Genomic DNA, 22491 nt, shown 5'->3' with positions numbered 1-22491 from the left:
CCGTCTTGTATCGTCGGTCGTCTGAAAGAGCAAGCCGCCTTTTGCTGGGCCTTCTTGCTGGATCGGAGGGAAGCCTAAAGCGTGATCCCGAAGCGATTTTCGGAGGAGATCATGCTCCTCGTCTAGAACGGCTTCACGATGACCAGGATGACGATGGCGATCATCAGCAATGTGGGGATCTCGTTGACGATCCGCCAGTGCCTTGCCGGTTTTTCGTTCTTGTCCTCGGCAAATTTCCGCACCGCGCCGGCGAGGTAGCCATGCAAGCCCGACAGGACGAGCACCAGGGCGATCTTGGTGTGCAGCCAGCCGCCCTGGAAGCCAAAGCCTTTCCAGGCCAGCCAGAGGCCGAACACCCAGGTCACGATCATCGCCGGATTGATGATCCCCCGCAGAAGCCGGCGTTCCATCACCTTGAAGGTCTCCGACTGCACCGACCCCTTCTCGGCGTCGACGTGATAGACGAAGAGCCGCGGCAGATAGAGCATGCCCGCCATCCAGGCGATGACGGCGACGACGTGGATCGCCTTGGCCCAGGAATAGAAACCGTCGCCCGCCACGAAATAGAGCAGCGCGGTCGCCACCACGAGAACGACAATGCCGATCGCCATGCGTTTCATCGCCTGACCGGTGCTGTTGTCATTGCCTGCATCGCTCATCGGTGGCTCCTCACCATTCTCACCATCGCCTCGACATGCGCCACCGGCGTTTCCGGCGTGATGCCGTGGCCGAGATTGAAGATCAGAGGCCCGCCACCCAAAGTCTTCAGAATAGAATCGACGCCATCAGCCAGCGCCTTGCCGCCGGCGACCAGACGCAGCGGATCGAGATTGCCTTGCACCGCCCCGTCGCGCTGCAGCTCCCTTGCCATCGACAAGGGCACTGTCCAGTCCAGCCCGAGACCGGTTATGCCGGTCTTCCTCCGGTAATCGCGATAGCGCTCGCCGGCGCCCTTTGGAAAACCGATCACCGGCACGTCAGGGTGCACGGCCTTCACCCGCCGGACGATCTCGGCCACCGGCTCGACGCAGAAAGCCTCGAAGGACGGTTCGTCCAATACGCCGGACCAGGAATCGAAAATCTGCACCACGTCGGCGCCGGCTTCGATCTGGCGGATGAGATAGGCGGCCGAATGATCGGCCAGCGTCTTCAAGAGCTGCGCGAAGGCCTCGGGCTCGCGATAGGCGAAAAGCCGGGCCGGGCCCTGATCCGGTGTGCCGTGTCCAGCAATCATATAAGTCGCCACAGTCCAGGGCGCGCCGCAGAAGCCGATCAGCGTCGTCTCACCCGGCAGTTTCGCGCGCAACCGGCGCACGGTCTCGTAGACCGGTTCGAGATTCACGTGAAACATATCGCCGTCCAGCGCCGCGATCTCGGCGGCCGTGATCGGCTTCAGGATCGGTCCGCGGCCCTCTTCGAAACGAACCTCACGCCCCAGGGCATTGGGCACGACGAGGATGTCGGAGAACAGGATCGAGGCGTCGAAGCCGAAGCGCTCGATCGGCTGCAGCGTCACCTCGACGGCAAGGTCCGGATCGTAGCAGAGATCGAGGAAGGAGCCGGCCCGCTTCCTTGTCTCTCTATACTCGGGAAGATAGCGGCCCGCCTGACGCATCATCCAGAGCGGCGGCGGTGAAACCGTCTCGCCCTTGAGGACGTCCAGCATCATCCGTTTCCCAGCCATCCAGCGCCTGCCCTCTCCAGTTCTCTTAAATCAAATATCTATTTTAAAAGAGTCTTCTGATTCTAAGAGTCTGTTGGTTGTGATGGTTGCGACCTGTCCAGCCTGCGGGCCGAAAAGGCCAGTCAGCATATTGTCGCGTACTCACTTTCGCAATTTGGAGGGATCTGGGGACGACGCGGATTCAGGCTTTGGAGTCAAAAGCTTGGCTTTCCCGTCCCGAACGCCGCGCTGTGGATGAAACCGGCCGAGAAAAGTTGATCCCCAGTTTTGTCCCCAGCGCCGCGACAAAGCCTACAGCGGGGCGAATTGTGGACAACCGGCCATCTGATACACTCAGCTTTTGATCCAAGGCCTTCCCATCCAGCCTTGTCCACAATTGCCCACAGCCTGGACCCATCCCCTGTGAACAAACCTCAGAGCTTCTTCCACCTGCACCTGATCTCCGACGCCACCGGCGAAACGCTGCTGGCGGCCGGCCGCGCGGCGTCCGCGCAATACAAGGACGCGCGCGCCATCGAGCACATCTATCCGCTGATCCGCACCGAAAAGCAGGTCGCCAAGGTCTTCGAGGACATCGAGGAGGAGCCCGGCATCATCCTCTATACGGTGGTCGACCAGAAGCTCGCGCGCTCGATCGACGAACGCTGCGCCGCCATGGGCCTGCCTTGCGTCTCGGTGCTGGAGCCGGTGCTTGCCGTCTTCCAGTCCTATCTCGGCACGCCGGCCGGCCGCCGCGTCGGCGCCCAGCATGTGCTCGATGCCGAATATTTCCGCCGCATCGATGCGCTGAACTTCACCATGGAGCATGATGACGGCCAACTGCCGGCCAATATGGACGATGCCGACATCGTGCTGATCGGCATCTCGCGCACCTCGAAGACGCCGACCAGCATCTATCTCGCCAACCGCGGCCACAAGACCGCCAACATCCCGATCGTGCTCGGCGTGCCGCTGCCCGAAAGCCTGGTCGAGGCCAAGAAGCCATTGGTCGTCGGCCTCATCGCCACGGCCGAGCGCATCTCGCATGTCCGGCAAAACCGTATCCTCGGCAACAGCGCCGCCTTCGTGCCGACCGACTATATCGACCGCGCCGCGATCAACGAGGAGCTTGCCTATGCGCGCCAGCTCTGCACGCGGCATGGCTGGCCGATGATCGACGTCAGCCGCCGCTCGATCGAGGAAACGGCGGCGGCGATCGTTGCCCTGCGGGGCAAGACGCGCTAACGGAGACCAAGCGGGATGAAGAGCTACCGCCGCCGAGGAGATCGAAAAGTCACGACGGATCGCATGCGTTGAAGATTGGCCGAAACGCCCATCGCTTCGTCATCCTAGGGCGGAGCAAGGAGCGGAGCGACGCAGCGTAGACCCTAGGATCCATGCCGTGACGCCGAAGTATTGCGACGGTCCAGAATTCTGCTTCGCTGCGCTCTTCGACTGAGGGAACGGAATGGATCCTAGGGTCTCCGCGACGGAGCTTCGCTCCTGCTCCGCCCTAGGATGACGACGTTCGTAAGGGCTTCGCTTTCAACTTGCCGGATCAACAGCGTGAAGGACCTAATCAGGTAGTACATCATGGCCGAAAAGATCATCCTCGCCTCCGGCAGCCCATTCCGAAAAACCATGCTCGTCAACGCCGGCCTCGACGTCGAGGCGGTGCCGGCCGATGTCGACGAGCGCGCGCTCGAGGCTCCGCTGAAGGACAGCGGCGCCTCGCCGGAGGATGTCGCCTCGATCCTGGCCGAGGCCAAGGCGACCGAGGTCAGTGAGCGCAGGCCCGGCGCCCTGGTGCTCGGCTGCGACCAGACCCTGTCGCTGGGCGACGAGATCTTTCACAAGCCCGCCGACATGGAAGGCGCCCGTCGCCATCTGCTCGCGCTCTCCGGCAAGACGCATCAATTGAACAGCGCCGCCGTGCTCTGCCGCGACGGCGAATTGCTGTGGCGCCATGTCGGCGTCGCCAGCCTTACCATGCGCAAGCTCGATCCTGCTTTCATCGGCAGGCATCTGGCGCGCGTCGGCGCCCAGGCGCTGTCCAGCGTCGGCGCCTATCAGATCGAGGGCGAAGGCATCCAGCTGTTCGAGAAGATCGAAGGCGACTATTTCACCATTGTCGGCCTGCCGCTGCTGCCGGTGCTGCAGGAACTGCGCGCGCTGGGGGCGATCGATGGCTGAGACGAAAGCTTTTGTCACCGGACATCCGATCGCGCATTCGCGCTCGCCCAGGATCCATGGCTATTGGCTCAAGAAATACGGTATCGACGGCAGCTACCAGGCGCTCGACGTGCGGCCGGAAGATCTCGCCGCGTTCCTGGGATCGCTCGGGCAAAGCGGTCTCAGCGGCGGCAATGTCACCATTCCGCACAAGGAAGCGGCTTTCGCCCTGGTCGATCGCCGCGATGAGGCGGCCGAAGCGATCGGCGCGGTCAACACGCTCTGGCTGGAAGACGGCCTGCTTTGGGGCGGCAACACGGACGGCCTCGGCTTCGCCGGCAATCTCGATCAATATGCGCCGGGCTGGGCGGCGAATGGGCCGGCCGTGGTGCTTGGCGCCGGCGGCGCGTCGCGCGCCGTCATCCACGCGCTGAAGGAGCGCGGCGTGAAGGACATCCACATCGTCAACCGCACGCTGCCGAGGGCGCGCGAACTCGCCGACCGTTTCGGCGCCGGCGTTTCCGCGCATGGCGCGGATGCCGTGGGCGAGCTGCTTGCCGACGCCGGCCTGCTCGTCAACACCACCTCGCTCGGCATGCATGGCGACGCGACGCTCTCCGCCGATCCGGCCGGGCTGCCGGACGGTGCCATCGTCACCGACATCGTCTATGTGCCGCTGGAGACGCCTCTGCTTGCCGCCGCCAGGGCGCGCGGGCTGAAGACCGTCGATGGGCTAGGCATGCTGCTGCATCAGGCCGCACCCGGCTTCGAACGCTGGTTCGGCCGGAAGCCGGAGGTCACACCCGAGCTGCGGCGCATGATCGTCGCCGACATCGAAGGCCACTGACGGCATGATCGTGCTCGGCCTCACCGGATCGATCGGCATGGGCAAGTCGGCCACGGCAAAGATGTTCGCCGAGGCGGGCGTGGCGGTGCATGATTCCGACGAGACCGTGCATCGGCTTTACTCCGGCAAGGCCGCGCCGCTGGTCGAGGCGGCTTTTCCCGGCACGACGGAAGCGGGCGTGGTCGACCGCGTGAAGCTTGGCCAGCACGTGCTCGCCGATCCTGCCGCGCTGAAGAAGCTCGAAGCGATCGTGCACCCGCTGGTGCGCGCTGACGCCGATGCGTTTCTGGAAAAACATCGCGCCGCCGGGGCGCCGGTCGCCGTGCTCGACATCCCGCTCTTGTTCGAAACCGGCGGCCGCAACCGCGTCGACAAGGTCGTGGTCGTCACCGCCTCGCCCGAAATCCAGCGCACCCGCGTGCTCGCCAGGCCGGGCATGAGCGAGGAGAAATTCCTGTCGATCCTCGCCAAGCAGGTGCCCGATGCCGAAAAGCGCCGCCAGGCCGATTTCATCATCGACACCGGCCACGGCTTCGAGGCCGCGCGAGAAGCGGTCGAAATGATCATCGCTGAACTTGCAGGGGATAAGCCGGCGAAGCCGCGCTCCTGACTCTTGTTGTCAGCATAGCCCATTGCCATTTTGTTCCGGTCCATGATTGTGCTCTGAGGAGCAAACTGATTCGATGCGTGAGATCATCTTCGATACGGAAACCACCGGCCTCGATTTGCGCGACGACCGCATCATCGAGCTGGGCGGCGTCGAGCTGGTCAACCGCTTCCCGACCGGCCGCACCTTCCACAAATTCATCAATCCGCAAGGCCGCGCCATCCATGCCGAGGCGCAGGCCGTGCACGGCATCAGCGCCGCCGATCTTGTCGGCAAGCCGACCTTCGCCGAAATCGTCGAGGAGTGGCTGGCCTTCACCGACGGCGCCAAGCTGATCGCCCACAACGCCACCTTCGACCTCGGCTTCCTCAATCTCGAATATAGCCGGCTGGACCAGCCGGCCATCGACCCCGGCCGCATCATCGACACGCTGGCGCTGGCGCGCCGCAAGCACCCGATGGGCCCGAACTCGCTCGACGCGCTCTGCCGCCGCTACGGCATCGACAACACCCGCCGCACCAAGCACGGCGCGCTGCTCGACTCCGAGCTGCTGGCCGAAGTCTATATCGAGCTCATCGGCGGCAAGCAGGCGGCGCTGGTGCTCGAGGCCGTGGCGGTGCAGATGAACGGCTCCGGCGAGGTGGCCGACATCGACATCTCGATCGGCGCCAGGCCGATCGCCCTGCCGCCGCGCTTGAGCGAAGCGGACCGCGCGGCGCATGCCGGGCTGGTCTCGACGCTGGGCGAAAAGGCGCTGTGGCTGAAGATGGCGGCTGCGGGCTGAGCGGTTAGCCACGTAGGCGGCGATCGTTCGCGCCCCCCTCTGTCCTGCCGGGCATCTCCCCCACAAGGGGGGAGATTAGCGGTTCGGCGCCTCGCTCATCCTGCAACCTTCGAGATTGGCGAAAGCCTGCGCGACATCAATCTCCCCCCTTGTGGGGGAGATGGCCGGCAGGCCAGAGGGGGGCGCTGTCCCGCCGGCGTCTCCAACAAAAAAGCCCGGCTAAGTGCCGGGCTTTTCCTAACTCGATGAGGCGTAGCCTCAGCTCACCTGGACCTTGCTCGCCGCCTGGTCCTCGGCAATCCTCTGCTGGAACATCTGCGCGAAATCGATCGGATCGAGCATCAGCGGCGGGAAGCCGCCATTGCGGGTGGCGTCGGCGATGACCTGCCGGGCGAACGGGAACAGCAGCCGCGGGCATTCGATGAACAGGATCGGCAGCATGTGCTCCTGCGGGAAGCCAGAGATGGCGAAGACGCCGCCATAGACCAGCTCGACATTGAACAGCACTTCCTGGTCGAAGGAGGCCTTGGCGTTCAACGTCAGATTGACATCGAACTGCTTGTCCGAAAGCGGGTTGGCATTGACGTTGACATTGATGGCGATGCCGGGAGCCTTGTCGCGGCCGCGCAGCGAATTCGGCGCGCCGGGGCTTTCGAAGGACAGGTCCTTCACATACTGGGCAAGCACATTGAGCGAGGGCTGGTTCTGGGTGCCGTTGCCGTTGGCGGCGCCGGTCGCGGCGTCATCATTGCTGGCCATGAGCCTTTAGTCCTTTTGCCTGGGCAGCACTGCTGACCGGATTGAAATCGCGGGTTCGCTACCATGCTCGGCTGGACAAAACAAGTTTTGCCGCCTCCGTCGGGCGGCAGGCCCAGGACTAGTCGTTTTTCAGCCGCCGCCACGGCGAATTGTGATCCGGGCGGTTCGGATAATCGTCGCGCGAATAGTCGCTGTCGTCGAGGTCGATGACAGTGTCGCGCCGGCGGGCCGAAAAGCCGCTGCTGAAGCTGGTCGCCATGACGATGCGGTTCTTGAGCAGGCGCCAGGCGAAGTCGCGCACCGGCGGCAGCAACAGAAGAATGGCGAAAATATCGGTGATGAAGCCCGGGATGATGAGCAGGATCGCCGCCAGTACGATCATCGCGCCATGCGCGAGCTGGCGGCTGGGATCATGCCCGGCATCCATCTCGGCCCGCACCCGCGTCATGACGCCCAAACCCTGATGCCGAAGCAGCAGGCTGCCGGCGACGCTGGACAGGATGACTAGCCCGACCGTCGCCAAAGCGCCGATTTCGCGGCCGACGATGACGAAGCCGGCGATCTCCAGCAGCGGCAGCAGAAGCAGGAACAGCGGGATGAACGAAATGCGCAAGTCTTTGACCGATCGCTTTCTTCTTTTGCGGCCCGGCGGACAATCGCCACTGGCCTTGGCGCTCTTAGATAGGTATGGCTGCCTTTGATTTGAATGATTGCGCCTGCCGTTCTATATGCTTTGAATGTTGAACGCTATGCGACCGCGGTCCCCGACGGGGTCAGGACGGTCCGGCAAGAACAGGGTTCGAGTTGGCGGAAAATATGGGTTTCTTCGACTTCGGCACGATTTTCTTTCTGATTGCGGCGGTTGTGATCTTTTTCCAGCTGCGCAACGTGCTTGGACGTCGCACCGGAAACGAGCGCCCGCCCTTCGATCCCTATTCGGCGAGCCGCACGCGCGAGGCCGCCGATGCGGCGCAGAAGCCGGAAAATGTGGTGTCGCTGCCGCGCAAGCGCATGCCTGGCGAAACCGCGGCCGAGACCTATGCCGACATCGACGCCTTCGCCAAGCCGGACACCGATCTCAACAAGGGCTTGCGCACCATCAAGGACAATGACGCCTCCTTCGAACCGAAGACCTTCGTCGACGGCGCCAAGATGGCCTATGAGATGATCGTCATGGCCTATGCCGACGGCGACCGTAAGACGCTGAAGAACCTTTTGTCGCGCGAGGTCTATGACGGTTTCGTCGCCGCGATCGGCGAGCGCGAGGCGAAGTCGGAAAAGATCCAGTCGTCCTTCGTCGGCATCGACAAGGCCGATATCGTCTCGGCCGAAATGAAAGGCTCGGAAGCGCATATCACGCTGCGCGTCGTCTCCGAGCTGATCTCGGCAACCCGCGACAAGGCCGGCGCCGTCATCGACGGCGACCCGGAAACCGTGGCCGAGGTCAAGGATGTCTGGACCTTCGCCCGCGACACCCGCTCGCGCGACCCGAACTGGAAGCTGGTCGCCACCGAAGAAGAAGATTGAGATAAAGCGGCGGGGCCCCAGTCGTGCCGCTCTCTCCCACATTCATCGAGACATCTTTCAGCGACTTGCCCGGCTGGGGCGAGGATGACCATCTTGCGGCCTTCGCCGCCTTTCGCCGCTCGGCCTACCACGCGCCGGTAAAACCTTATCGCACCGGATCGCTCGGCGTCGATTTCAATGCCTTTGCCGAGGCTTATGCCAAGGCGCGTGCCGTTTCGGCGCCGAATCGGTCCGAGGCGCGATCCTTCTTCGAACGGCATTTTGCCCCCGCTCTGGTCGCGCCCGACAATGGCGCCGCCGGCCTGGTGACCGGCTTCTACGAACCGGAAGTCGAAGCCTCGCCGGTCAGGACCGATCGGTTCACCGTGCCGCTGCTGTCCCGCCCCGCCGACCTGATCGACATAGACGACGGCAACCGGCCGGCTGGCATGGACACCTATCTGGCCTTCGCCCGCCGGACGGATGGTGCTCCGGTCGAATATTTCGACCGCGGCGAAATCGAGCGCGGCGCGCTCGCCGGCAAAAATCTCGAAATCGCCTGGCTCGCCGAAAAGGTCGATGCGTTCTTTATCCATGTCCAGGGCGCGGCGCGGCTGAAGATGCCCGGCGGCAAGTTGAAGCGCGTCACCTATGCCGCGAAGTCGGGCCAGCGTTTTAGCGGCCCCGGCAGGACCTTGAGCGATCTCGGCGAAATCCCGCTCGAAAAGGTGACGATGCAGTCGATCCGCGCCTGGTTCAGGGCGCATCCGGACCGAGTCGACGAGATCCTCTGGCAGAACCGCTCCTACATCTTTTTCCGCGAAGCCGCGGTCGACGACCCGGCGCTTGGGCCCATCGCCGCCGCCAAGGTGCCGCTGACGCCGGGACGCTCGGTCGCGGTCGACCGCCTGCTGCACACGTTCGGCACGCCTTTCTATATCGACGCGCCGACGCTCACCGCTTTCGACCAAAAACCGTTCCGGCGGCTGATGATCGCGCAGGACACCGGCTCGGCCATCACCGGGCCGGCGCGCGGCGATCTCTTCGCCGGCTCCGGCGAGGCCGCCGGCGAGATCGCCGGGGTGGTGCGCAACGCGGCCGACTTCTACGCGCTGGTGCCGCGCGCGCTGTTCGAGGGAGCGCGCCGGTGAGCCGCCGCGACGATCATCTGAGCGACGACGACCGCATCCTGTGGAATCTGGTCGCGCGGTCGGCCCGACCGTTGAAAGGCAAGACCGCCGTCGAGATTCCCGACATCATCGAGCCGAAACCGGTTCCGGCTGCCGCACCGGTCAATGGCGTTCCGGCTGCCGCAAAGCCGAAGACGCCGCATGTCTCGCATGCGCTCGACGACCAGACATTGCAGAAACTGAAAAAGGGCCGGCTGCCGATCGAAGGTCGGGTCGACTTGCACGGCATGACGCAGGACGAAGCCTATTCGCTGCTGCTCACCTTCTTGCACCGTGCGCATGCCGGCGGCATCCGTTACGTGCTCATCATCACCGGCAAGGGCTCGTCCTCCGGCGGCGCCGGCATCCTGCGCCGCGCCGTCCCGGCCTGGCTGTCGACGCCGGCTTTCCGGCATCTCGTCTCCAGCCACGATCATGCCGCGCGCAACCATGGCGGCTCCGGCGCGCTCTATGTGCGGCTGCGGCGGATACGCTCGTGAGCAGGCCCCTATGACCCCGTTCGGCGAGAAGCTCAGGGCGCTGCGCGCCGAGCGCGGCGTCAGCCAGAAGGCGATGGCCGAGGCGATCGGCGTCAGCGCCGCCTATCTGTCGGCGCTCGAGCATGGCCGCCGCGGTGCGCCGACCTGGACGCTGATCCAGAAGATCATCGGCTATTTCAACATCATCTGGGACGATGCCGAGGACCTTGCCCGCCTCGCCGAGAATTCGCATCCGAGGGTCAGGATCGACACGTCGGGCCTGTCGCCGGCGGCCACCGAACTGGCCAATCTTCTGGCCGAAAGCATCGAGAAGCTCGACGAAGCGGAACTGCGACGCCTCAGCGCGTCGATCCGCGCCGCGCTTGGGAGCCGGACAAAATGATTGTCGGCGACCCTTCGTCCTTTGCGATAGAGAGCGGCATCACGCAGGCCTTTGCGAATCCCGGGCAGTTTGCCTTGGGGTATTTCATCATTCACATCCGCGCGAAGATGCATGGGGTCAAGGAGCCGGATGCTTCGCTGCTGGCGTGTTCGGTGGACGCGGTGAGCGACCGGTTACGTCGGCGCGGAACGCACCAGGCCGCGAACCTTTCGGCCTTTGACGCGACCGAGATCGCGCAGGCCTATCTCGACGCCTTCTATCGAGAAACCGCACGAGCTGATTACTTCGGGCTGTCGCACGGCGAGTTCTCGCAGGCACTTCGCCGCAATTCGATAGTCTGGGCGCCGGACGGCGACGAAGCATTCGACGATGGAAGCCATGTGCTCCAATTCGATGTCGGTAGCGGCGTTCGCCTGATTGGTCTCGTTGACACGGGGTCCGAATCCGATTTGGCGGCCTCGATCGTGGAAGAGCGCGTCGACGCTGATGTCTTTTACGACACCCTGTCACGCTGGAGCAGCCTCTTTGCCGCGGAACGAGCAGCGCTGTTGAGGTCGCAAAGGTAGACTGGTCGCCGAGATTCTTCCGCTGGTGCCTGCGTTCGCTTCGCCTGAAGCGACACAGGCAGCCAGCGGCTGTGAAGATCATTGCTTGCCGGCGCCGTTGGTGCTGCCGCCGCGGCCGCCATTGCCGTGATGGTCGCGGCCACCGCCGCCAAGACAATTCGCGGAGCTATAGCTGCAGCAGCGGCCGGCCCACAGATCGTTGGTCTTGGTCTTGGCGCAGCTTATGTCGGTCTGGTCCGCAAGGGCCGATCCGGTCAAGACCGACACCGCGGCGACGGCAAGCAGGGTGTTTCGCAAGAAAGCAGTCATTTGAAGTCTCCATGGTTGGGTTTGTCGTCTACGGCTGTGTGTCGCCAGCCGGACGCAAACGGTTCATGGAGTCGTGCAAAAATTTTCGAAGGCCCATCGCTCGTCATCCACGGGCGGAGCGGAAGCGAAGCGGACGCGCAGACCCGAGGATCCATGCCGTGACCTTGGTCGAAGAGTAAAAGCGGTGCAGAACAGAGGTCGTTCTGCACCGCGGTAACGCCTATAGGTCACGGAATGGATTCTAGGGTCTACGCCGCGTCGCTACGCTCCTTGCTCCGCCCCAGAATGACGAAGCCTAGGTTGGCGCGCCTAGTTCCTACTGGACCGAGCCGACCAGCACCGCCTGGCCGTCGCGGATCGAGACCCAGCGTCCAGTGTTGTCGATCGCCTGCCGCTTCAGGAAGCGGTAGCCGGTCGCATCCCAGGCCTTGACCTTGTCGGTCAGGTTGTCGAGGACGTAGTCGCCCCTGTCGGTGCGCACCGTCAGCACCGAATGGCCTTCGCCGTCGGGCTTGCGCACCACGGTGATCAGCAGGTCGGCCAGCGACATGCCCATGCGATAGAGCTGGCGGCGCTTTTCCAGCACATAGTCCTCGCAGTCGCCATAGCCGTCATCCGGATAGGCCCAGACTTCGTCCTTGCCGTAGTGATCGAGATCGCTCAATGGCTTGACGGCGGCGTTGACCTTGGCGCTCACGCTCACCAGCCTGTGCCACAAGCCGTCCGTCATCTTGGCCGGTTCGAGATTGGCCGGACGGATATTGCATTCGCTCGGATGCGCCTTGCAGAAATCATAATGGCCGATCGGCTGCGAGGTCAGGCCGCCCGTGGCCATCGCGCCCGCCGCCCAGGCGGGAACTGCCCAATGCGCAGAAATCGCCAGCCCTGCGACTGCACACAAACGCAGAATCCGCGTCATCGCTGAGGAAGTCATTGCCCCCGCCGCCCTGTTTTTATTAACGAAACGTTAAAGGCGATTTACAGTCCGTGTCAATTAGAGACAGCGGCTAGTTTGACGGCATGGTTACCTGCGCGATCCCGTAGCGGCAGTTTCGCCACAGAGGCAACCGCGCAACACCGGTGGCCGCCACGGCGGCGGCAGGAACAGAGGCGGCGCTAAGTGTTTTGTTTCTGCGCAATTCCGGACGGAAAACCGCTGCGCATTTTTCCTGGAATTGCTCCAGCGCTCAGCTTTTGGCGGAACGGACCAGCTTCGGCTTCGCCGCCACCCGCTGCTGACGGCCATAGCTGGAAATGAAGTCGGCGATGCGCGGCACGATCTCCGAGCGGAAGCGCGAGCCGTTGAAGACGCCGTAATGGCCGACGGCTGGCTGCATGTAATGCACCTGCTTGTCGGCCGGGATGTTGACGCACAGATCATGCGCGGCCTGGGTCTGGCCGAGGCCGGAAATGTCGTCGTTCTCGCCCTCGATGGTGAGCAGCGCAACGTTGCGGATCGCCGTGCAATCGACCGTCTCGCCGCGATGCTTCATCTCGCCCTTCGGCAGCGCGTGGCGCACGAACACGGTATCGACCGTCTGCAGGTAGAATTCCGCCGTCAGGTCCATCACCGCCAGATATTCGTCGTAGAAGTCGCGATGCTTCTCGGCATTGTCGCCGTCATGCTTCACAAGGTGCATGAAGAAGTCCTTGTGGGCGATGATGTGGCGGTCGAGGTTCATGCTCATGAAACCCGACAGCTGCAGGAAGCCGGGATAGACGTCGCGGCCGAAGCCCGGCACCGGCCAGGGCGCTTGCATGACGACGTTGTCGCGGAACCAGGCGATGCCCTTTTCTTCGGCAAGCAGATTGACCGCCGTCGGATTACGGCGCGTGTCGATCGGACCGCCCATCAGCGTCATGGTGGAGGGAACGAAGGGATCGCCGCGCTTTTCCATCAGCGCCACCGCCGCCAGCACCGGCACCGAAGGCTGGCACACCGCCATCACATGCGTGTCGGGGCCGAGCGCATGGAACATCTCGATGACGTAGTCGATGTAGTCGTCGAGATCGAAGCTGCCTTGCGCCACCGGCACCATGCGGGCATCGACCCAGTCGGTGATGTGCACGTCGGCGTGCGGCAGCATCGCCTCGACCGTGCCGCGCAGCAGCGTCGCGTAATGGCCCGACATCGGCGCCACGATCAGAAGCTTCGGGTCGGGCTTGCGTCCGGCCGGCAGCGCGCGCTCGAAACGGATGAGATTGCAGAACGGCTTCGACCAGACGGTCTTTTCCGTGACGCCGACGCTCTTCCAGTCGACGACCGTCTTGTCGAGGCCGAATTGCGGCTTGCCGTAGCGGCGGGTGGTGCGCTCGAAGAGTTCGGCGCTGGCCGCGACCGAACGGCCGAAGGGCGTGTGCGAGATCGGATTGAGCGGGTTGGAATAGAACAGCCGGACGGCGTCGGCGTAGAGGCGCGCCGGCTGCAGCGCCGCATGGTTCAATTCGTAGAGCTGGTAGAACATCGAGAACCCCGCTGCCGTCCGACGACCAAAAGGGACGACGAACAGCGCCGGCCTTGAATGTCTCCCGGCGAGGTTAACAAGATATTGTTGCGATGCAATACGTCATTTTGTCTGACGAATGCTTCTTTGGTTCAACCTGTTGAAAATCGGGCTTGAGCGGTCGAGCCGGCTCAATGTGCGCTGCCGAAATGTGAAGGATATGTGTCCGGCCCTTCATGCCGGGCACCGGCCATGATCCTGGACCGCAGCGGTCGCCTTGGATCATGGTCCGATAGCAAGAGCATGGTGCCGAAAAGTGTGACGCGGTTTTCGGATCACATCATGCTCTATTCTTAAAGAGAGCTCAGACGCGCGCCATGCAGACGGCGGTCTGGCCCGAACCGATGAAACCCAGCTGGCCCGCGGCGCCGCGCGACAGGTCGAGCACGCGGCCCTTCACGAACGGACCGCGATCGTTGATGCGCACGATGACGCTGCGGCCATTGTTCTTATTGGTGACCCTGAGCTTGGTGCCGAAAGGCAGCGTGCGGTGGGCAGCGGTCAGTGCCGAGGGGTTCATGCGTTCCCCTGAGGCGGTTCTGGAATGCAGCGCATACCAGGAGGCACGGCCGCACTGCGCGGCGGCGGAGGAAGCGGAAGAGGCGCCAGCCATCAGGCCAGCCGCGATCGTTACCGCGACAAGCGCGGTCTGGTTGGTTTTCTTCATGCTTTGGGGAGGGCTCCGTTAGAGATAGACCCCGCCGTTAGGTGCCGAATGAGGCGGGAAATGCGGCAGCCTTCTGGCGGTTCCATGGCAACGGCACACGTTTGGAGTCGCCGCGAAACAGTTTGTCATGATATTTCCGGTGCGGGACTGGCGTATTCTCGATGAATATCGGGCCGGCATCCGGGACGTTCCGGGCAAGATCGGCCCTCGAGATTTGAAGTACAGAGGAACGGAACTGCTCCGCTTCCTCAGCGTCTTTTGTCGTGTCCCTATCGCCTTTCAGGATCGACTTCCGGAGAGTGTCTTGCCGATGCGATTGATCAGGTTTGTGCTGGCGCTGATTGTACTTGGCCTGGGGGCGCTGTGGTCGCTGCAGGGCCTTGGCCTCGTCAAGGGCAGCTTCATGACCGGACAGACGCAGTGGCTCTATATCGGTCTCGTCACGATGCTGATCGGCATCGTCGGGCTCAGCTGGGCGAGCCGCTCGCGCGTCTGAGCAGCCGCTGCAGGGACAGCACCCCTTCTCCGCAAGGGAGAAGGGAGGTGCCGCCCGGCAGCCTTACGCCGCCTTTGCCGCCGGCTTGGCCGACTTGACGTGGGTGACGCTGCGGCGTCCGTCGACGCTGACCGGCACGTCGCCGTCGACCGTGGCGCGGCGCACGATCCGGTGCTCTGCGCCATAATCATTGACCGCATAATGCTGCGTGGCCCGGTTGTCCCAGATCGCCACGTCGCCGGCCTGCCACCGCCAGCGGACAGTATTTTCGGGCGTCGTCACATAGCTCTGGAACAGCTCATAGAGTTTCGCCGAGTCGCTCTTCGACAGGCCGACGAAACGCTGGACGAAATTGCCGAGCAGCAGCGAGCGCTCGCCGGTCTCCGGATGCACCCGCACCACCGGATGCTCGGTTTCGTAGACGGTCGAGGTGAAGACCTCCTCGAAATGCTTCCTTTCCTCGGCAGAGGCGCGCGGACGGACGGCGGCGTAATCATAGGCATTGCTGTGGATCGCCCGGAGGTTTTCCGCCAGGAGCTTGAGCGGCGCCGGCAGGCTTTCATAGGCGGCATTCGTGTTGGACCAGATGGTATCGCCTCCGGCCGCCGGAATGACGACGCCGCGCAGCACCGAGAATTTCGGATAGGCGTCCACGAAGGTGACGTCGGTGTGCCACTGGTCGGCGCGGCCGCCGCCGCGGCTGGAATCGAGATTGAGGATCGAAGCGGTGCCCGCCACCGGTCCTTGCGTCGGGTGCGGCACGAGATCGCCGAGCCGCCGCGCGAACAATTCATGCTCGGAATCGTCGAGATGCTCCTGGCCGCGGAAGAAGACGACCTTGTGCTTCAAGAGAAGCTGGTTGATGGCTGCGATTGCTGCATCCGACAGGCTGCCGCCGAGGCGAATGCCCCTGATCTCGGCGCCGACACGGGCGGTCAGGGGAACGACATCGGCCGCTGGGATGATCTGGTCGACGAGGACTGGGTTGCTCATGGGGTTTCTCCTGGTTGCTCTTCGGGGAGGGGTGGGCTTCCGGATCGGTCACTGCGACCAGTACTGCCAGGCCCAGTAGAAGCTTTCGTCACGCGGCGGCAGTCGGTCGCGTTCGCCGGCAAAAGGCACGGGCGTCGGCGAATTTGCTTCGCCCTCGGGCCGCCCGTCCTCCAGGCGCTTGTCGCCCGGCGGCAGGCGCAACAGCCATGTGCCGACATGAGCGAAAAGCACCGCGGTGGAATGGGTCATCGTCCTTCTCCTTGGCTCGCGTTCATTCCCGCCCCGACCAGGGCACCAGCACCCGCTCGATCCGGCGGATGACGAATTCGAGCACGAACGCGATGATCGCGATCACCAGGATGCCCATCACCACCACGTCGGTGACCAGGAACTGCGCTGCCGACTGGATCATGAAACCGAGCCCGCGCGTCGCCGCCACCAGCTCGGCCGCGACCAGCGTCGACCAGCCGGCGCCGAGCGCGATGCGCAGGCCGGTGAGGATCGAAGGCAGCGCGCTTGGCACGATGACGTGGCGGATGACCTGGGCGCGGGTGGCGCCCAGCGAGCGCGCCGCGTCGACGCGCTCGCGCGACACGCCCCGCACGCCGGCCGCGGTCGACAGCGCCACCGGCGCCAGCATGGCGATGGCGATCACCAGGATCTTCGACGGCTCGCCGATGCCGAACCAGATGATGATCAGCGGCAGATAGGCGAGCGGCGGGATCGGCCGCAGGAACTCGAGCAGCGGGTCGAACACGCCGCGCCCGATCCGGCTGATGCCGATGGCGAGGCCGACCGGAACGCCGACGAGGATGGCGGCGATCAGCGCCGCGAACACGCGCCAGAGCGAGGCAAGGAGGTGCTGGAGCAGCGTCGCATCGACGAAGCCGTCGCGGGCGACGATCACGAACTTGGCCCAGACGGCGGCGGGCGAGGGCAGGAAGACCGGCGATACCAGCTGCAGCGAGGCCGATACCGTCCAGGCGGCGAGCAGCACGAGGATAGTGATCGCGCTGACCAGCCTGGCTGAAATCGCTCGTCTCGGCCTTGGCCGCGGCCGCGACCATGGCACGGCAAACCCGTCGGTCTCCTCGGCCTTCGCGGCGGGCCTTTCGCTGTAGGTGCCGACACTCATGCCGCCTCTCCCTCGAAGATCGCGTCGGTCAGCTCCGCGCGGGCGGCGGCGAAAGCCGGATCGGCCTTGATCGCGCGGATGGGCTCGCCGGCGGCGTAGCGCCGTCCGAAATGGGTCTCGAGGGTCCGCACCACATGGCCGGGGCCGGGTGCCAGCACGACGATGCGGGTGGCGAGCACCAGCGCTTCCTCGATGCCATGCGTCACCATCAGCACGCCGACCTGGGCTGCGGCCCAGAGGTCGAGCAATGTCGTCTGCATGCGCTCGCGCGTCAGCGCGTCGAGCGCGCCGAGCGGCTCGTCGAGCAGCAGGAATTCGGGTTCGGCGGCCAAGGCGCGGGCAAGACCGACGCGCTGGCGCATGCCGCCGGAAAGTTCCCAGATGCGCTTGTCGCCGGCATCGCCGAGCTTGACCAGCGACAGCAGCTCGTCGGCGCGCCGCGCCCTTTTGTCGGCGCTTACGCCGCGCAGCCGAAGTGCGAAGGCGACATTTTCCCGCGCCGTCAGCCAGGGAAAAAGCGCATCGTTCTGGAAGACCACGGCGCGGTCCGGTCCGGGCCCCGTGATCGGCCGGCCCCCAACCGTAGCCAGGCCCCGCGCGGGCTCCACCAGCCCGGCGGCGACGTTGAGCAGCGAGGTCTTGCCGCAGCCGGAGCGTCCGACCAGCACGACGAAATCGCCCCTGCCGACGTCGAGCGAGACACGCTCCACCGCTGGCGCCGGCTGGCCGTCATAATGGACGCTGACCTTGTCGAGGGTGAGATGCGGCATTGGGGCCTCTATTGCATCAAGGCGCTGGACCTGGGGGCCTGCCCCGAAGCCGCGCCTCGTACGCGGCTCCGGGACAGGCAAGCGCAAGGCCAGGGAAGAAGGCCGCGCTTCCGAACAATCCCCGGAAAGGCGGTCATCCTTCCGGGAATTGCATGGAGAAAGCTCAGTTCGAGGCGAGCGCCTCGCTGGCATATTTGGCCGTCACATATTTCGAATAGTCGGGCAGCACGGCGTCGACCTTGCCCTGCTCCTTGAGGAAGGCAGACGTCGCCGCGATCGCCTTGACGGTCGCGCCGCCGAGGAACTTGTCCGAGGCCTGCTCTTCCAGCGGCGGGAAGACATAGCCCTTCAGCAGCTCCGGCACCTCGTCCAGCTTGGCGCCGGTGAGCTTGGCGATCTTGCCGGCCTCGGGCGAGGACACCGACCAGGCGTCGGGCCTGGCGAGGAACTGCGCATAGGCTTCGCCGGTCACCTTGACGAAGTCGCGCACGGCCTCGGGGTGCTTTTCGGCAAAATCGCTGCGCACGATCCAGGCGTCGAAAGTCGGCGCGCCCCAGGCGGCCACCTGCGAGGAATCCAGCACCACCTTGCCGGTCGTCTTGACCTGGCCGAGCGCCGGATCCCAGACATAGGCCGCGTCGATGTCGCCGCGCGCGAAGGCGGCGGCGATCTCCGGCGGCCTGAGATTGAGAATCTGGACCGACTTCGGATCGACGCCTTCATGCTTCAGCGCCGCCAGCAGGCTGTAATGCGTGGTCGAGACGAACGGCACCGCGACCTTCTTGCCGGCGAGGTCGGCGACCTTCTCGATGCCGGCGCCGTTGCGGGCGACCAGCGCCTCGGACGGGCCGATCAGGCCGACGACGAAAATGGTCTCAATCGGCAATTCGCGGCTGGCGGCCGCGGCCAGCGGGCTCGAGCCGACATAGCCGATATCGACCGAGCCCGAGGCGATCGCCGCGATGACGTCGGCGCCGGAATCGAACTTGCGCCAGTCGATCGCGGCCTTGGTCGCCTTTTCATAGGCGCCGTCGGCCTGCGGCACTTTCGATGGCTCGACCACCGTCTGGTAGCCGATGGTGATCTTGAGATCCTCGGCGCTGGCCGGGCCGAGCAGGGCGGCGCCGGCGAGAGCGGCTGCCGACGAAAGCAGCAGAATGCGTCGTGAGATGATTGACATTGAAAGGCTCCATAAACTCCTGAAAACTGGATTGCCTTTCTATCGTCGGTTAATTCTATCGGGTTTGTAGAGTTAAATCCTTCCAACGAAGTGGACTTTGTTGGAAAAGTGTCGCCGGGTACCGGCGGAAGGGGCGCAAAAGGACGGTTGTGGTGGGGGCGCTGATGGGCGGGCCGGCTGCCGCGCCTCGGCCGCCCTTGGCAGTTGGCGAAGCCGTCCTTCCGTCGCCATTCTAGGGCGGAGCAAGGAGCGAAGCGACGCGCGCAGACCCTAGAATCCATTCCGTGACGTAGAAGCGATGCTACGGTGCAGAACAATCTAACAGTGAGGCGTCGGCAAGGTTCCCATTCTGAACCGCTGCATTCTATGTCCCAAGTCACGGCATGGATCCTAGGGTCTACGCGACGCTTCGCGTCACTCCGCCCTAGGATGACGACCACGCGGATGCGGGCCCGATACGACCAGCCACAGCGAACGAAAATTCTCCAATCAGCCCATCCAGGCAAATCCATGCCTCAAAAGGCGCGCCAATTGGAACTCTGGTTTCGTGCCTGGTGCGCTTAGTATAGTAATCTTATCAACATTGGGAGTGAGAGAACGATGCGCAACCTTCTAAAAACCGTTCCGGCGATCGTTCGTGGCCTGCGGCCGAAGCCGCCCGCGGCGATCGCCGCGCGCTGATCGCTTAAGTCAGAAATCCGGCTCGCAACCATGGTTGGACGCGGCAACTCCATCATCATTGTCGGCGGCGGCGCCAGCGGCGTGGTGCTCGCGGCGCATCTGCTGATGTCATCAAATCCCGATCTGCGCGTCACGCTGATCGAGAAGCGGCCGCATTTCGGCCAGGGCATTGCCTATTCCACCCTGCTGTCGGCGCATGTGCTGAACGTCAAAGCCTCCGGCATGAGCGCCTATGCCGACGACCCCAATCACTTCGCGCGCTGGGTGCTGGAGCGCGGCTTCGCCAAACCCGACCAGGGACCGTTCTATGCGCCGCGCAGCCTCTATGCGCGCTACCTGAGGGAGTTGCTCGACGATCTGGTGGAACGCGAGCGCGAAACCGGCCGGTTGCGGCTGATCGCGGAGGAGAGCCTGTCGATCTCGCCGACGCCGGCCGGCGTCGAGGTGGTGCTCGCCAATGGCACCAGCGTCGTTGGCCATCTGGCCGTGCTTGCCACCGGCCATGACGAGCAGCCCGGCGCGTTCCAGGGCCAGGCCATCCGCATGGGCTCCGACGCCGACACCACGCTCGATCCCGAAGCTCCGGTCCTGCTGCTCGGCACCGGCCTCAGCATGGTCGATGCCTTCCTGTCATTGGAACAGCGCGGCCATCGCGGCGCCATCGTCGCGGTGTCGCGGCGCGGGTTGCTGCCGTCGCCGCACCGCAAGGGCAACCCGATCAAGCTCGATGTCGCCGACATTCCGCTGGGCACCCAGCTTTCCTATTTCGTCGGCTGGTTCCGCGACCTGATCCGCGAGACCCAGCAGGCCGGTGGCGACTGGCGCGACGTCGTCGACGGCTTGAGGCCCTTCAACCAGACGATCTGGCAGAACTGGCCGTCCTCGGCCAAGCGCCGTTTCGTCGAGCACACCAAGGCCTGGTGGGATATCCACCGCCACCGCATGGCGCCGGAGGTCTACGCGCGCGTCACCGAGGCGGTCGGGTCGGGTCGCCTTCGCCTCGTCGCCGGCAGGGTCGTGAACGTCGAGCCGAACGACGGCTTCGTCGTAAAAATCCAGCCGCGCGGCACGCAGGAGGTCGAGACCCTCGACGTCGCCCGCCTCTATGATTGCATGGGCATCGCCCGCGACATTTCGAGGACGTCGAACGGCGTCGTGCGCTCGCTGATCGAGCGCAGCCTGGCGCGGCCCGACCCGCTGCGCCTCGGCCTCGACGTCACGGCGAAATGCGAGCTGATCGCATCCGACGGCGCGGTGTCGTCGAAGCTTCTCGCCGTCGGACCGCTGACGCGCGGCACCTTCTTCGAGATCGACGCCATTCCCGACATCCGCGTGCAATGCGCGAAGCTCGGCAAGCTGCTGCTGGGATAAGGTATGCCGAGTTCCAGGTGAGGCCGGCCTGCAAATGGCGGTCTCCTGCGCTTCCGGTGCTCACGTACTTAAGTACGCTCCGCTCCGGTTCTCGGAGACCACCATTTTCGACTCGGCCTGACCTGAATCTCAACACACCTTGGAGCGTTTAAGCTGCCGCGTCAGCCGCCCAGCGCCTCGCACACCACGCGCGCCGTTTCGGCGCCCGAAAAATTCTGCTGGCCGGTGATCAGGTTGCCGTCGCGCACGGCAAAGCCGCGCCACAGGCCGGCCTGGATATAATTGGCGCCGATCGCCTTGAGCTCATCCTCGATCCGCCACGGCATCAGATGCTTGCCGCGTTCCAGCGCGCCCATTGCCCAGGTGGCGTTGTCGGCGAAATCCTCCTCGGCATTGGCAAAGCCGGTCACCGTCTTGCCGGCGGCAAGCAGAGTGCCGTCCGCACGTTTGGCGTAGCGCAGGATGGCGGTGCCGTGGCAGAGCGCGGCGGCAATTTTGCCGGCTTCATGAAAGGCGGCGAACACCTGTTGCAAGCCGGTTGCGCTTTCATAGGTGAACATCGGCGATTGGCCGCCGGCGACGACGATGGCGTCGAAGCGCTCGACATCGATCTCGATCACCGGCCGCGTCTCGTCGACAAGCGCCCTGAGCTTTGGACTCGAGATGAAGCCGAGCGAGATGAGGTCGGTCTCCGAATAGCCAGACGGATCGCGCGGATCGCTGAGCGCATCGGCCTCGCATCTGCCGCCCTTTGGCGAAAAGATCTCCACCTCGTAGCCGCGCTCGGTGAAGGCGAACCAGGGGTGGGTAAGCTCGCTCCACCAGAAGCCGACCGGCCATCCGGTCGTGGTCGAGACGGCCGGATTGGCGATGACGATCGCCACGCGTTTCGGCTTGCGTTGATCGACCGGGTTCGGATCCCGCACACTCATGATCGCTCCTCCCTGGTGAAGTCTATGCCGGGCGCTGCCGCCCGTCGCCTCGCCACATGGCGGGGCAATTTCCGCTTTCGCCGCGCCTGCCCCTTGCCTAGGATCGGCGCATGGCACAGCGCGGTCGATTGTATGGCTGCCCGGTCGAGTTCGCGCTCGACGCTTTGGGCGGCAAGTGGAAGACGGTGATCCTGGCGCGGATCAAGCAGGGGCCGATGCGCTATTCGGAATTGCGCCGGCAGATCCCTTCGCTTTCCGACAAGATGTTGACGCAGCGCCTCGCCGATCTCGTCGAGATCGGCTTCGTCACGCTCCAAAAATCGCCCGACGGCAAGGACCGCTACGCCGTGACCGAGCGCGGCCGCGATCTCGCCGCCGCGCTCCAGGCGCTCTATGACTGGGGCAGCATCCATGGCCGCGCTGAAGGCGTGCGCTTCCGCACCGACATTGAAGCGGCGGCTTAAAGCAATTCCAGGAAAAGTGTGAAGCGGTTTTCCG

At 64.4% G+C, this 22491-nt stretch carries 27 protein-coding genes; 13 read left to right on the top strand and 14 right to left on the bottom strand.

Translation table 11 applies throughout. From position 1 onward, the window contains the following. Window positions 1-122: 122 nt before the first annotated feature. Together hemJ and hemE are read right to left on the bottom strand one after the other, a co-directional pair. Window positions 123-659, bottom strand: a complete 537-nt coding sequence (gene hemJ, locus KVT37_RS22170) for a protoporphyrinogen oxidase HemJ (protein ID WP_217577011.1) — start codon at window positions 657-659, stop codon at window positions 123-125. Beyond that, on the bottom strand, window positions 656-1684 hold the full coding sequence (hemE, locus tag KVT37_RS22165; RefSeq protein ID WP_217577009.1) for a uroporphyrinogen decarboxylase: 1029 nt from the start codon (window positions 1682-1684) through the stop codon (window positions 656-658). The genes hemJ and hemE overlap by 4 nt, the downstream gene beginning before the upstream one ends. A gap of 402 nt (window positions 1685-2086) precedes the next feature. Here hemE and KVT37_RS22160 point away from each other — a divergent pair, with 402 nt between their 5' ends. From KVT37_RS22160 to dnaQ, 5 genes are all read left to right on the top strand, one after another. After that, on the top strand, window positions 2087-2908 hold the full coding sequence (locus KVT37_RS22160) for a pyruvate, water dikinase regulatory protein (protein WP_217577007.1): 822 nt from the start codon (window positions 2087-2089) through the stop codon (window positions 2906-2908). Between the two features lie 348 nt (window positions 2909-3256). Next, complete coding sequence (locus tag KVT37_RS22155) at window positions 3257-3856, top strand: Maf-like protein (protein WP_217577005.1); 600 nt, start codon at window positions 3257-3259, stop codon at window positions 3854-3856. Continuing rightward, window positions 3849-4682 (top strand): shikimate dehydrogenase, encoded by an 834-nt coding sequence (locus tag KVT37_RS22150; protein ID WP_217577003.1) that lies wholly within the window; start codon window positions 3849-3851, stop codon window positions 4680-4682. The genes KVT37_RS22155 and KVT37_RS22150 overlap by 8 nt, the downstream gene beginning before the upstream one ends. Window positions 4683-4686: 4 nt before the next feature. Further along, window positions 4687-5292 carry a dephospho-CoA kinase gene (gene coaE / locus KVT37_RS22145; protein ID WP_217577001.1) on the top strand — a complete coding sequence of 202 codons (606 nt, stop codon included), beginning with the start codon at window positions 4687-4689 and terminating at the stop codon, window positions 5290-5292. A gap of 73 nt (window positions 5293-5365) precedes the next feature. Then, entirely contained in the window at window positions 5366-6073 is a 708-nt protein-coding gene (gene dnaQ, locus KVT37_RS22140; RefSeq protein ID WP_217576999.1) for a DNA polymerase III subunit epsilon, read from the top strand. 258 nt (window positions 6074-6331) lie between these two features. Here the strand turns inward: dnaQ and secB are convergent, their stop codons facing one another. Together secB and KVT37_RS22130 are read right to left on the bottom strand one after the other, a co-directional pair. After that, complete coding sequence (secB, locus tag KVT37_RS22135; protein ID WP_217576997.1) at window positions 6332-6832, bottom strand: protein-export chaperone SecB; 501 nt, start codon at window positions 6830-6832, stop codon at window positions 6332-6334. Between the two features lie 118 nt (window positions 6833-6950). Then, window positions 6951-7445, bottom strand: a complete 495-nt coding sequence (locus KVT37_RS22130) for an FxsA family protein (RefSeq protein WP_217576996.1) — start codon at window positions 7443-7445, stop codon at window positions 6951-6953. Window positions 7446-7648: 203 nt separating this feature from the next. Between KVT37_RS22130 and KVT37_RS22125 the strand changes: the two genes are divergently transcribed. Genes KVT37_RS22125 through KVT37_RS22105 form a run of 5 tightly spaced genes read left to right on the top strand, consistent with a single transcriptional unit; the run spans window position 7649 to window position 10955 of the window. Next, a complete protein-coding gene (locus KVT37_RS22125; protein WP_217576994.1) occupies window positions 7649-8359 on the top strand; it encodes a Tim44/TimA family putative adaptor protein in 711 nt (236 codons plus the stop codon). Window positions 8360-8382: 23 nt separating this feature from the next. Continuing rightward, window positions 8383-9489, top strand: coding sequence for a murein transglycosylase A (locus KVT37_RS22120; protein WP_217576993.1), 1107 nt, complete (start codon window positions 8383-8385; stop codon window positions 9487-9489). Beyond that, window positions 9486-10007 (top strand): Smr/MutS family protein, encoded by a 522-nt coding sequence (locus tag KVT37_RS22115; RefSeq protein WP_217576992.1) that lies wholly within the window; start codon window positions 9486-9488, stop codon window positions 10005-10007. The genes KVT37_RS22120 and KVT37_RS22115 overlap by 4 nt, the downstream gene beginning before the upstream one ends. 10 nt (window positions 10008-10017) lie before the next feature. Beyond that, window positions 10018-10389 (top strand): helix-turn-helix domain-containing protein, encoded by a 372-nt coding sequence (locus KVT37_RS22110; RefSeq protein WP_217576990.1) that lies wholly within the window; start codon window positions 10018-10020, stop codon window positions 10387-10389. Continuing rightward, window positions 10386-10955: an Imm42 family immunity protein gene (locus KVT37_RS22105; protein ID WP_217576988.1), complete on the top strand. Its 570-nt coding sequence runs from the start codon at window positions 10386-10388 to the stop codon at window positions 10953-10955. The genes KVT37_RS22110 and KVT37_RS22105 overlap by 4 nt, the downstream gene beginning before the upstream one ends. A gap of 78 nt (window positions 10956-11033) precedes the next feature. On the opposite strand, the gene KVT37_RS22100 is transcribed toward KVT37_RS22105, so the two are convergent. The 4 genes from KVT37_RS22100 to KVT37_RS22085 form a co-directional block, all read right to left on the bottom strand. Continuing rightward, window positions 11034-11264 carry a hypothetical protein gene (locus tag KVT37_RS22100; protein WP_217576986.1) on the bottom strand — a complete coding sequence of 77 codons (231 nt, stop codon included), beginning with the start codon at window positions 11262-11264 and terminating at the stop codon, window positions 11034-11036. A gap of 316 nt (window positions 11265-11580) precedes the next feature. Beyond that, the gene (locus KVT37_RS22095) at window positions 11581-12198 is read right to left on the bottom strand and encodes a transglutaminase-like cysteine peptidase (RefSeq protein WP_217576984.1); all 618 of its coding nucleotides are present in this window, start codon (window positions 12196-12198) and stop codon (window positions 11581-11583) included. A 253-nt stretch (window positions 12199-12451) separates the two neighbouring features. Continuing rightward, window positions 12452-13729 (bottom strand): polyhydroxyalkanoate depolymerase, encoded by a 1278-nt coding sequence (locus tag KVT37_RS22090; protein ID WP_217576983.1) that lies wholly within the window; start codon window positions 13727-13729, stop codon window positions 12452-12454. 343 nt (window positions 13730-14072) lie between these two features. Then, entirely contained in the window at window positions 14073-14435 is a 363-nt protein-coding gene (locus KVT37_RS22085) for a septal ring lytic transglycosylase RlpA family protein (RefSeq protein WP_217576981.1), read from the bottom strand. A gap of 310 nt (window positions 14436-14745) precedes the next feature. On the opposite strand from KVT37_RS22085, the gene KVT37_RS22080 reads away from it, so the two are divergent. Beyond that, on the top strand, window positions 14746-14931 hold the full coding sequence (locus KVT37_RS22080) for a hypothetical protein (protein ID WP_217576979.1): 186 nt from the start codon (window positions 14746-14748) through the stop codon (window positions 14929-14931). 63 nt (window positions 14932-14994) lie between these two features. Here the strand turns inward: KVT37_RS22080 and KVT37_RS22075 are convergent, their stop codons facing one another. The 5 genes from KVT37_RS22075 to tauA all read right to left on the bottom strand — a co-directional run bounded on the left by KVT37_RS22075 (window position 14995) and on the right by tauA (window position 19009). After that, window positions 14995-15924 (bottom strand): TauD/TfdA family dioxygenase, encoded by a 930-nt coding sequence (locus tag KVT37_RS22075; protein ID WP_217576977.1) that lies wholly within the window; start codon window positions 15922-15924, stop codon window positions 14995-14997. Window positions 15925-15972: 48 nt separating this feature from the next. Beyond that, window positions 15973-16173 carry a hypothetical protein gene (locus KVT37_RS22070; protein WP_217576975.1) on the bottom strand — a complete coding sequence of 67 codons (201 nt, stop codon included), beginning with the start codon at window positions 16171-16173 and terminating at the stop codon, window positions 15973-15975. Between the two features lie 22 nt (window positions 16174-16195). Further along, a complete protein-coding gene (locus KVT37_RS22065; RefSeq protein WP_217576973.1) occupies window positions 16196-17059 on the bottom strand; it encodes an ABC transporter permease subunit in 864 nt (287 codons plus the stop codon). Beyond that, window positions 17056-17829: a taurine ABC transporter ATP-binding protein gene (locus KVT37_RS22060; RefSeq protein ID WP_217576971.1), complete on the bottom strand. Its 774-nt coding sequence runs from the start codon at window positions 17827-17829 to the stop codon at window positions 17056-17058. Before KVT37_RS22060 ends, KVT37_RS22065 begins: the two co-directional genes overlap by 4 nt. A gap of 163 nt (window positions 17830-17992) precedes the next feature. Beyond that, complete coding sequence (tauA, locus tag KVT37_RS22055; protein ID WP_217576969.1) at window positions 17993-19009, bottom strand: taurine ABC transporter substrate-binding protein; 1017 nt, start codon at window positions 19007-19009, stop codon at window positions 17993-17995. Between the two features lie 711 nt (window positions 19010-19720). On the opposite strand from tauA, the gene KVT37_RS22050 reads away from it, so the two are divergent. Then, window positions 19721-21061 carry an FAD/NAD(P)-binding protein gene (locus KVT37_RS22050; RefSeq protein WP_217576967.1) on the top strand — a complete coding sequence of 447 codons (1341 nt, stop codon included), beginning with the start codon at window positions 19721-19723 and terminating at the stop codon, window positions 21059-21061. A 161-nt stretch (window positions 21062-21222) separates the two neighbouring features. On the opposite strand, the gene KVT37_RS22045 is transcribed toward KVT37_RS22050, so the two are convergent. Next, a complete protein-coding gene (locus tag KVT37_RS22045) occupies window positions 21223-21993 on the bottom strand; it encodes a type 1 glutamine amidotransferase domain-containing protein (RefSeq protein WP_217576965.1) in 771 nt (256 codons plus the stop codon). Window positions 21994-22103: 110 nt separating this feature from the next. On the opposite strand from KVT37_RS22045, the gene KVT37_RS22040 reads away from it, so the two are divergent. Beyond that, window positions 22104-22457 carry a helix-turn-helix domain-containing protein gene (locus KVT37_RS22040; RefSeq protein ID WP_217576963.1) on the top strand — a complete coding sequence of 118 codons (354 nt, stop codon included), beginning with the start codon at window positions 22104-22106 and terminating at the stop codon, window positions 22455-22457. The last annotated feature ends 34 nt before the right edge of the window (window positions 22458-22491 follow it).

Origin of the sequence: Mesorhizobium sp. GbtcB19, from assembly GCF_019091085.1 — a bacterium.
Classification (GTDB): Bacteria; Pseudomonadota; Alphaproteobacteria; order Rhizobiales; family Rhizobiaceae; genus Mesorhizobium.
The sequence above is the reverse complement of the archived record's forward strand: the minus strand, read 5'-3'. Positions and strand labels throughout refer to the sequence as shown.

Excerpts from the sequence above, each read along its gene's own strand:
- hemJ (WP_217577011.1), bottom strand. The coding sequence starts at position 659 with ATGAGCGATGCAGGCAATGACAACAGCACCGGTCAGGCGATGAAACGC.
- hemE (WP_217577009.1), bottom strand. The coding sequence starts at position 1,684 with ATGGCTGGGAAACGGATGATGCTGGACGTCCTCAAGGGCGAGACGGTT.
- KVT37_RS22155 (WP_217577005.1), top strand. The coding sequence starts at position 3,257 with ATGGCCGAAAAGATCATCCTCGCCTCCGGCAGCCCATTCCGAAAAACC.
- KVT37_RS22150 (WP_217577003.1), top strand. The coding sequence starts at position 3,849 with ATGGCTGAGACGAAAGCTTTTGTCACCGGACATCCGATCGCGCATTCG.
- coaE (WP_217577001.1), top strand. The coding sequence starts at position 4,687 with ATGATCGTGCTCGGCCTCACCGGATCGATCGGCATGGGCAAGTCGGCC.
- dnaQ (WP_217576999.1), top strand. The coding sequence starts at position 5,366 with ATGCGTGAGATCATCTTCGATACGGAAACCACCGGCCTCGATTTGCGC.
- secB (WP_217576997.1), bottom strand. The coding sequence starts at position 6,832 with ATGGCCAGCAATGATGACGCCGCGACCGGCGCCGCCAACGGCAACGGC.
- KVT37_RS22125 (WP_217576994.1), top strand. The coding sequence starts at position 7,649 with ATGGGTTTCTTCGACTTCGGCACGATTTTCTTTCTGATTGCGGCGGTT.
- KVT37_RS22110 (WP_217576990.1), top strand. The coding sequence starts at position 10,018 with ATGACCCCGTTCGGCGAGAAGCTCAGGGCGCTGCGCGCCGAGCGCGGC.
- KVT37_RS22105 (WP_217576988.1), top strand. The coding sequence starts at position 10,386 with ATGATTGTCGGCGACCCTTCGTCCTTTGCGATAGAGAGCGGCATCACG.
- KVT37_RS22100 (WP_217576986.1), bottom strand. The coding sequence starts at position 11,264 with ATGACTGCTTTCTTGCGAAACACCCTGCTTGCCGTCGCCGCGGTGTCG.
- KVT37_RS22095 (WP_217576984.1), bottom strand. The coding sequence starts at position 12,198 with ATGACTTCCTCAGCGATGACGCGGATTCTGCGTTTGTGTGCAGTCGCA.
- KVT37_RS22090 (WP_217576983.1), bottom strand. The coding sequence starts at position 13,729 with ATGTTCTACCAGCTCTACGAATTGAACCATGCGGCGCTGCAGCCGGCG.
- KVT37_RS22085 (WP_217576981.1), bottom strand. The coding sequence starts at position 14,435 with ATGAAGAAAACCAACCAGACCGCGCTTGTCGCGGTAACGATCGCGGCT.
- KVT37_RS22080 (WP_217576979.1), top strand. The coding sequence starts at position 14,746 with ATGCGATTGATCAGGTTTGTGCTGGCGCTGATTGTACTTGGCCTGGGG.
- KVT37_RS22075 (WP_217576977.1), bottom strand. The coding sequence starts at position 15,924 with ATGAGCAACCCAGTCCTCGTCGACCAGATCATCCCAGCGGCCGATGTC.
- KVT37_RS22070 (WP_217576975.1), bottom strand. The coding sequence starts at position 16,173 with ATGACCCATTCCACCGCGGTGCTTTTCGCTCATGTCGGCACATGGCTG.
- KVT37_RS22065 (WP_217576973.1), bottom strand. The coding sequence starts at position 17,059 with ATGAGTGTCGGCACCTACAGCGAAAGGCCCGCCGCGAAGGCCGAGGAG.
- KVT37_RS22060 (WP_217576971.1), bottom strand. The coding sequence starts at position 17,829 with ATGCCGCATCTCACCCTCGACAAGGTCAGCGTCCATTATGACGGCCAG.
- tauA (WP_217576969.1), bottom strand. The coding sequence starts at position 19,009 with ATGTCAATCATCTCACGACGCATTCTGCTGCTTTCGTCGGCAGCCGCT.
- KVT37_RS22050 (WP_217576967.1), top strand. The coding sequence starts at position 19,721 with ATGGTTGGACGCGGCAACTCCATCATCATTGTCGGCGGCGGCGCCAGC.
- KVT37_RS22045 (WP_217576965.1), bottom strand. The coding sequence starts at position 21,993 with ATGAGTGTGCGGGATCCGAACCCGGTCGATCAACGCAAGCCGAAACGC.
- KVT37_RS22040 (WP_217576963.1), top strand. The coding sequence starts at position 22,104 with ATGGCACAGCGCGGTCGATTGTATGGCTGCCCGGTCGAGTTCGCGCTC.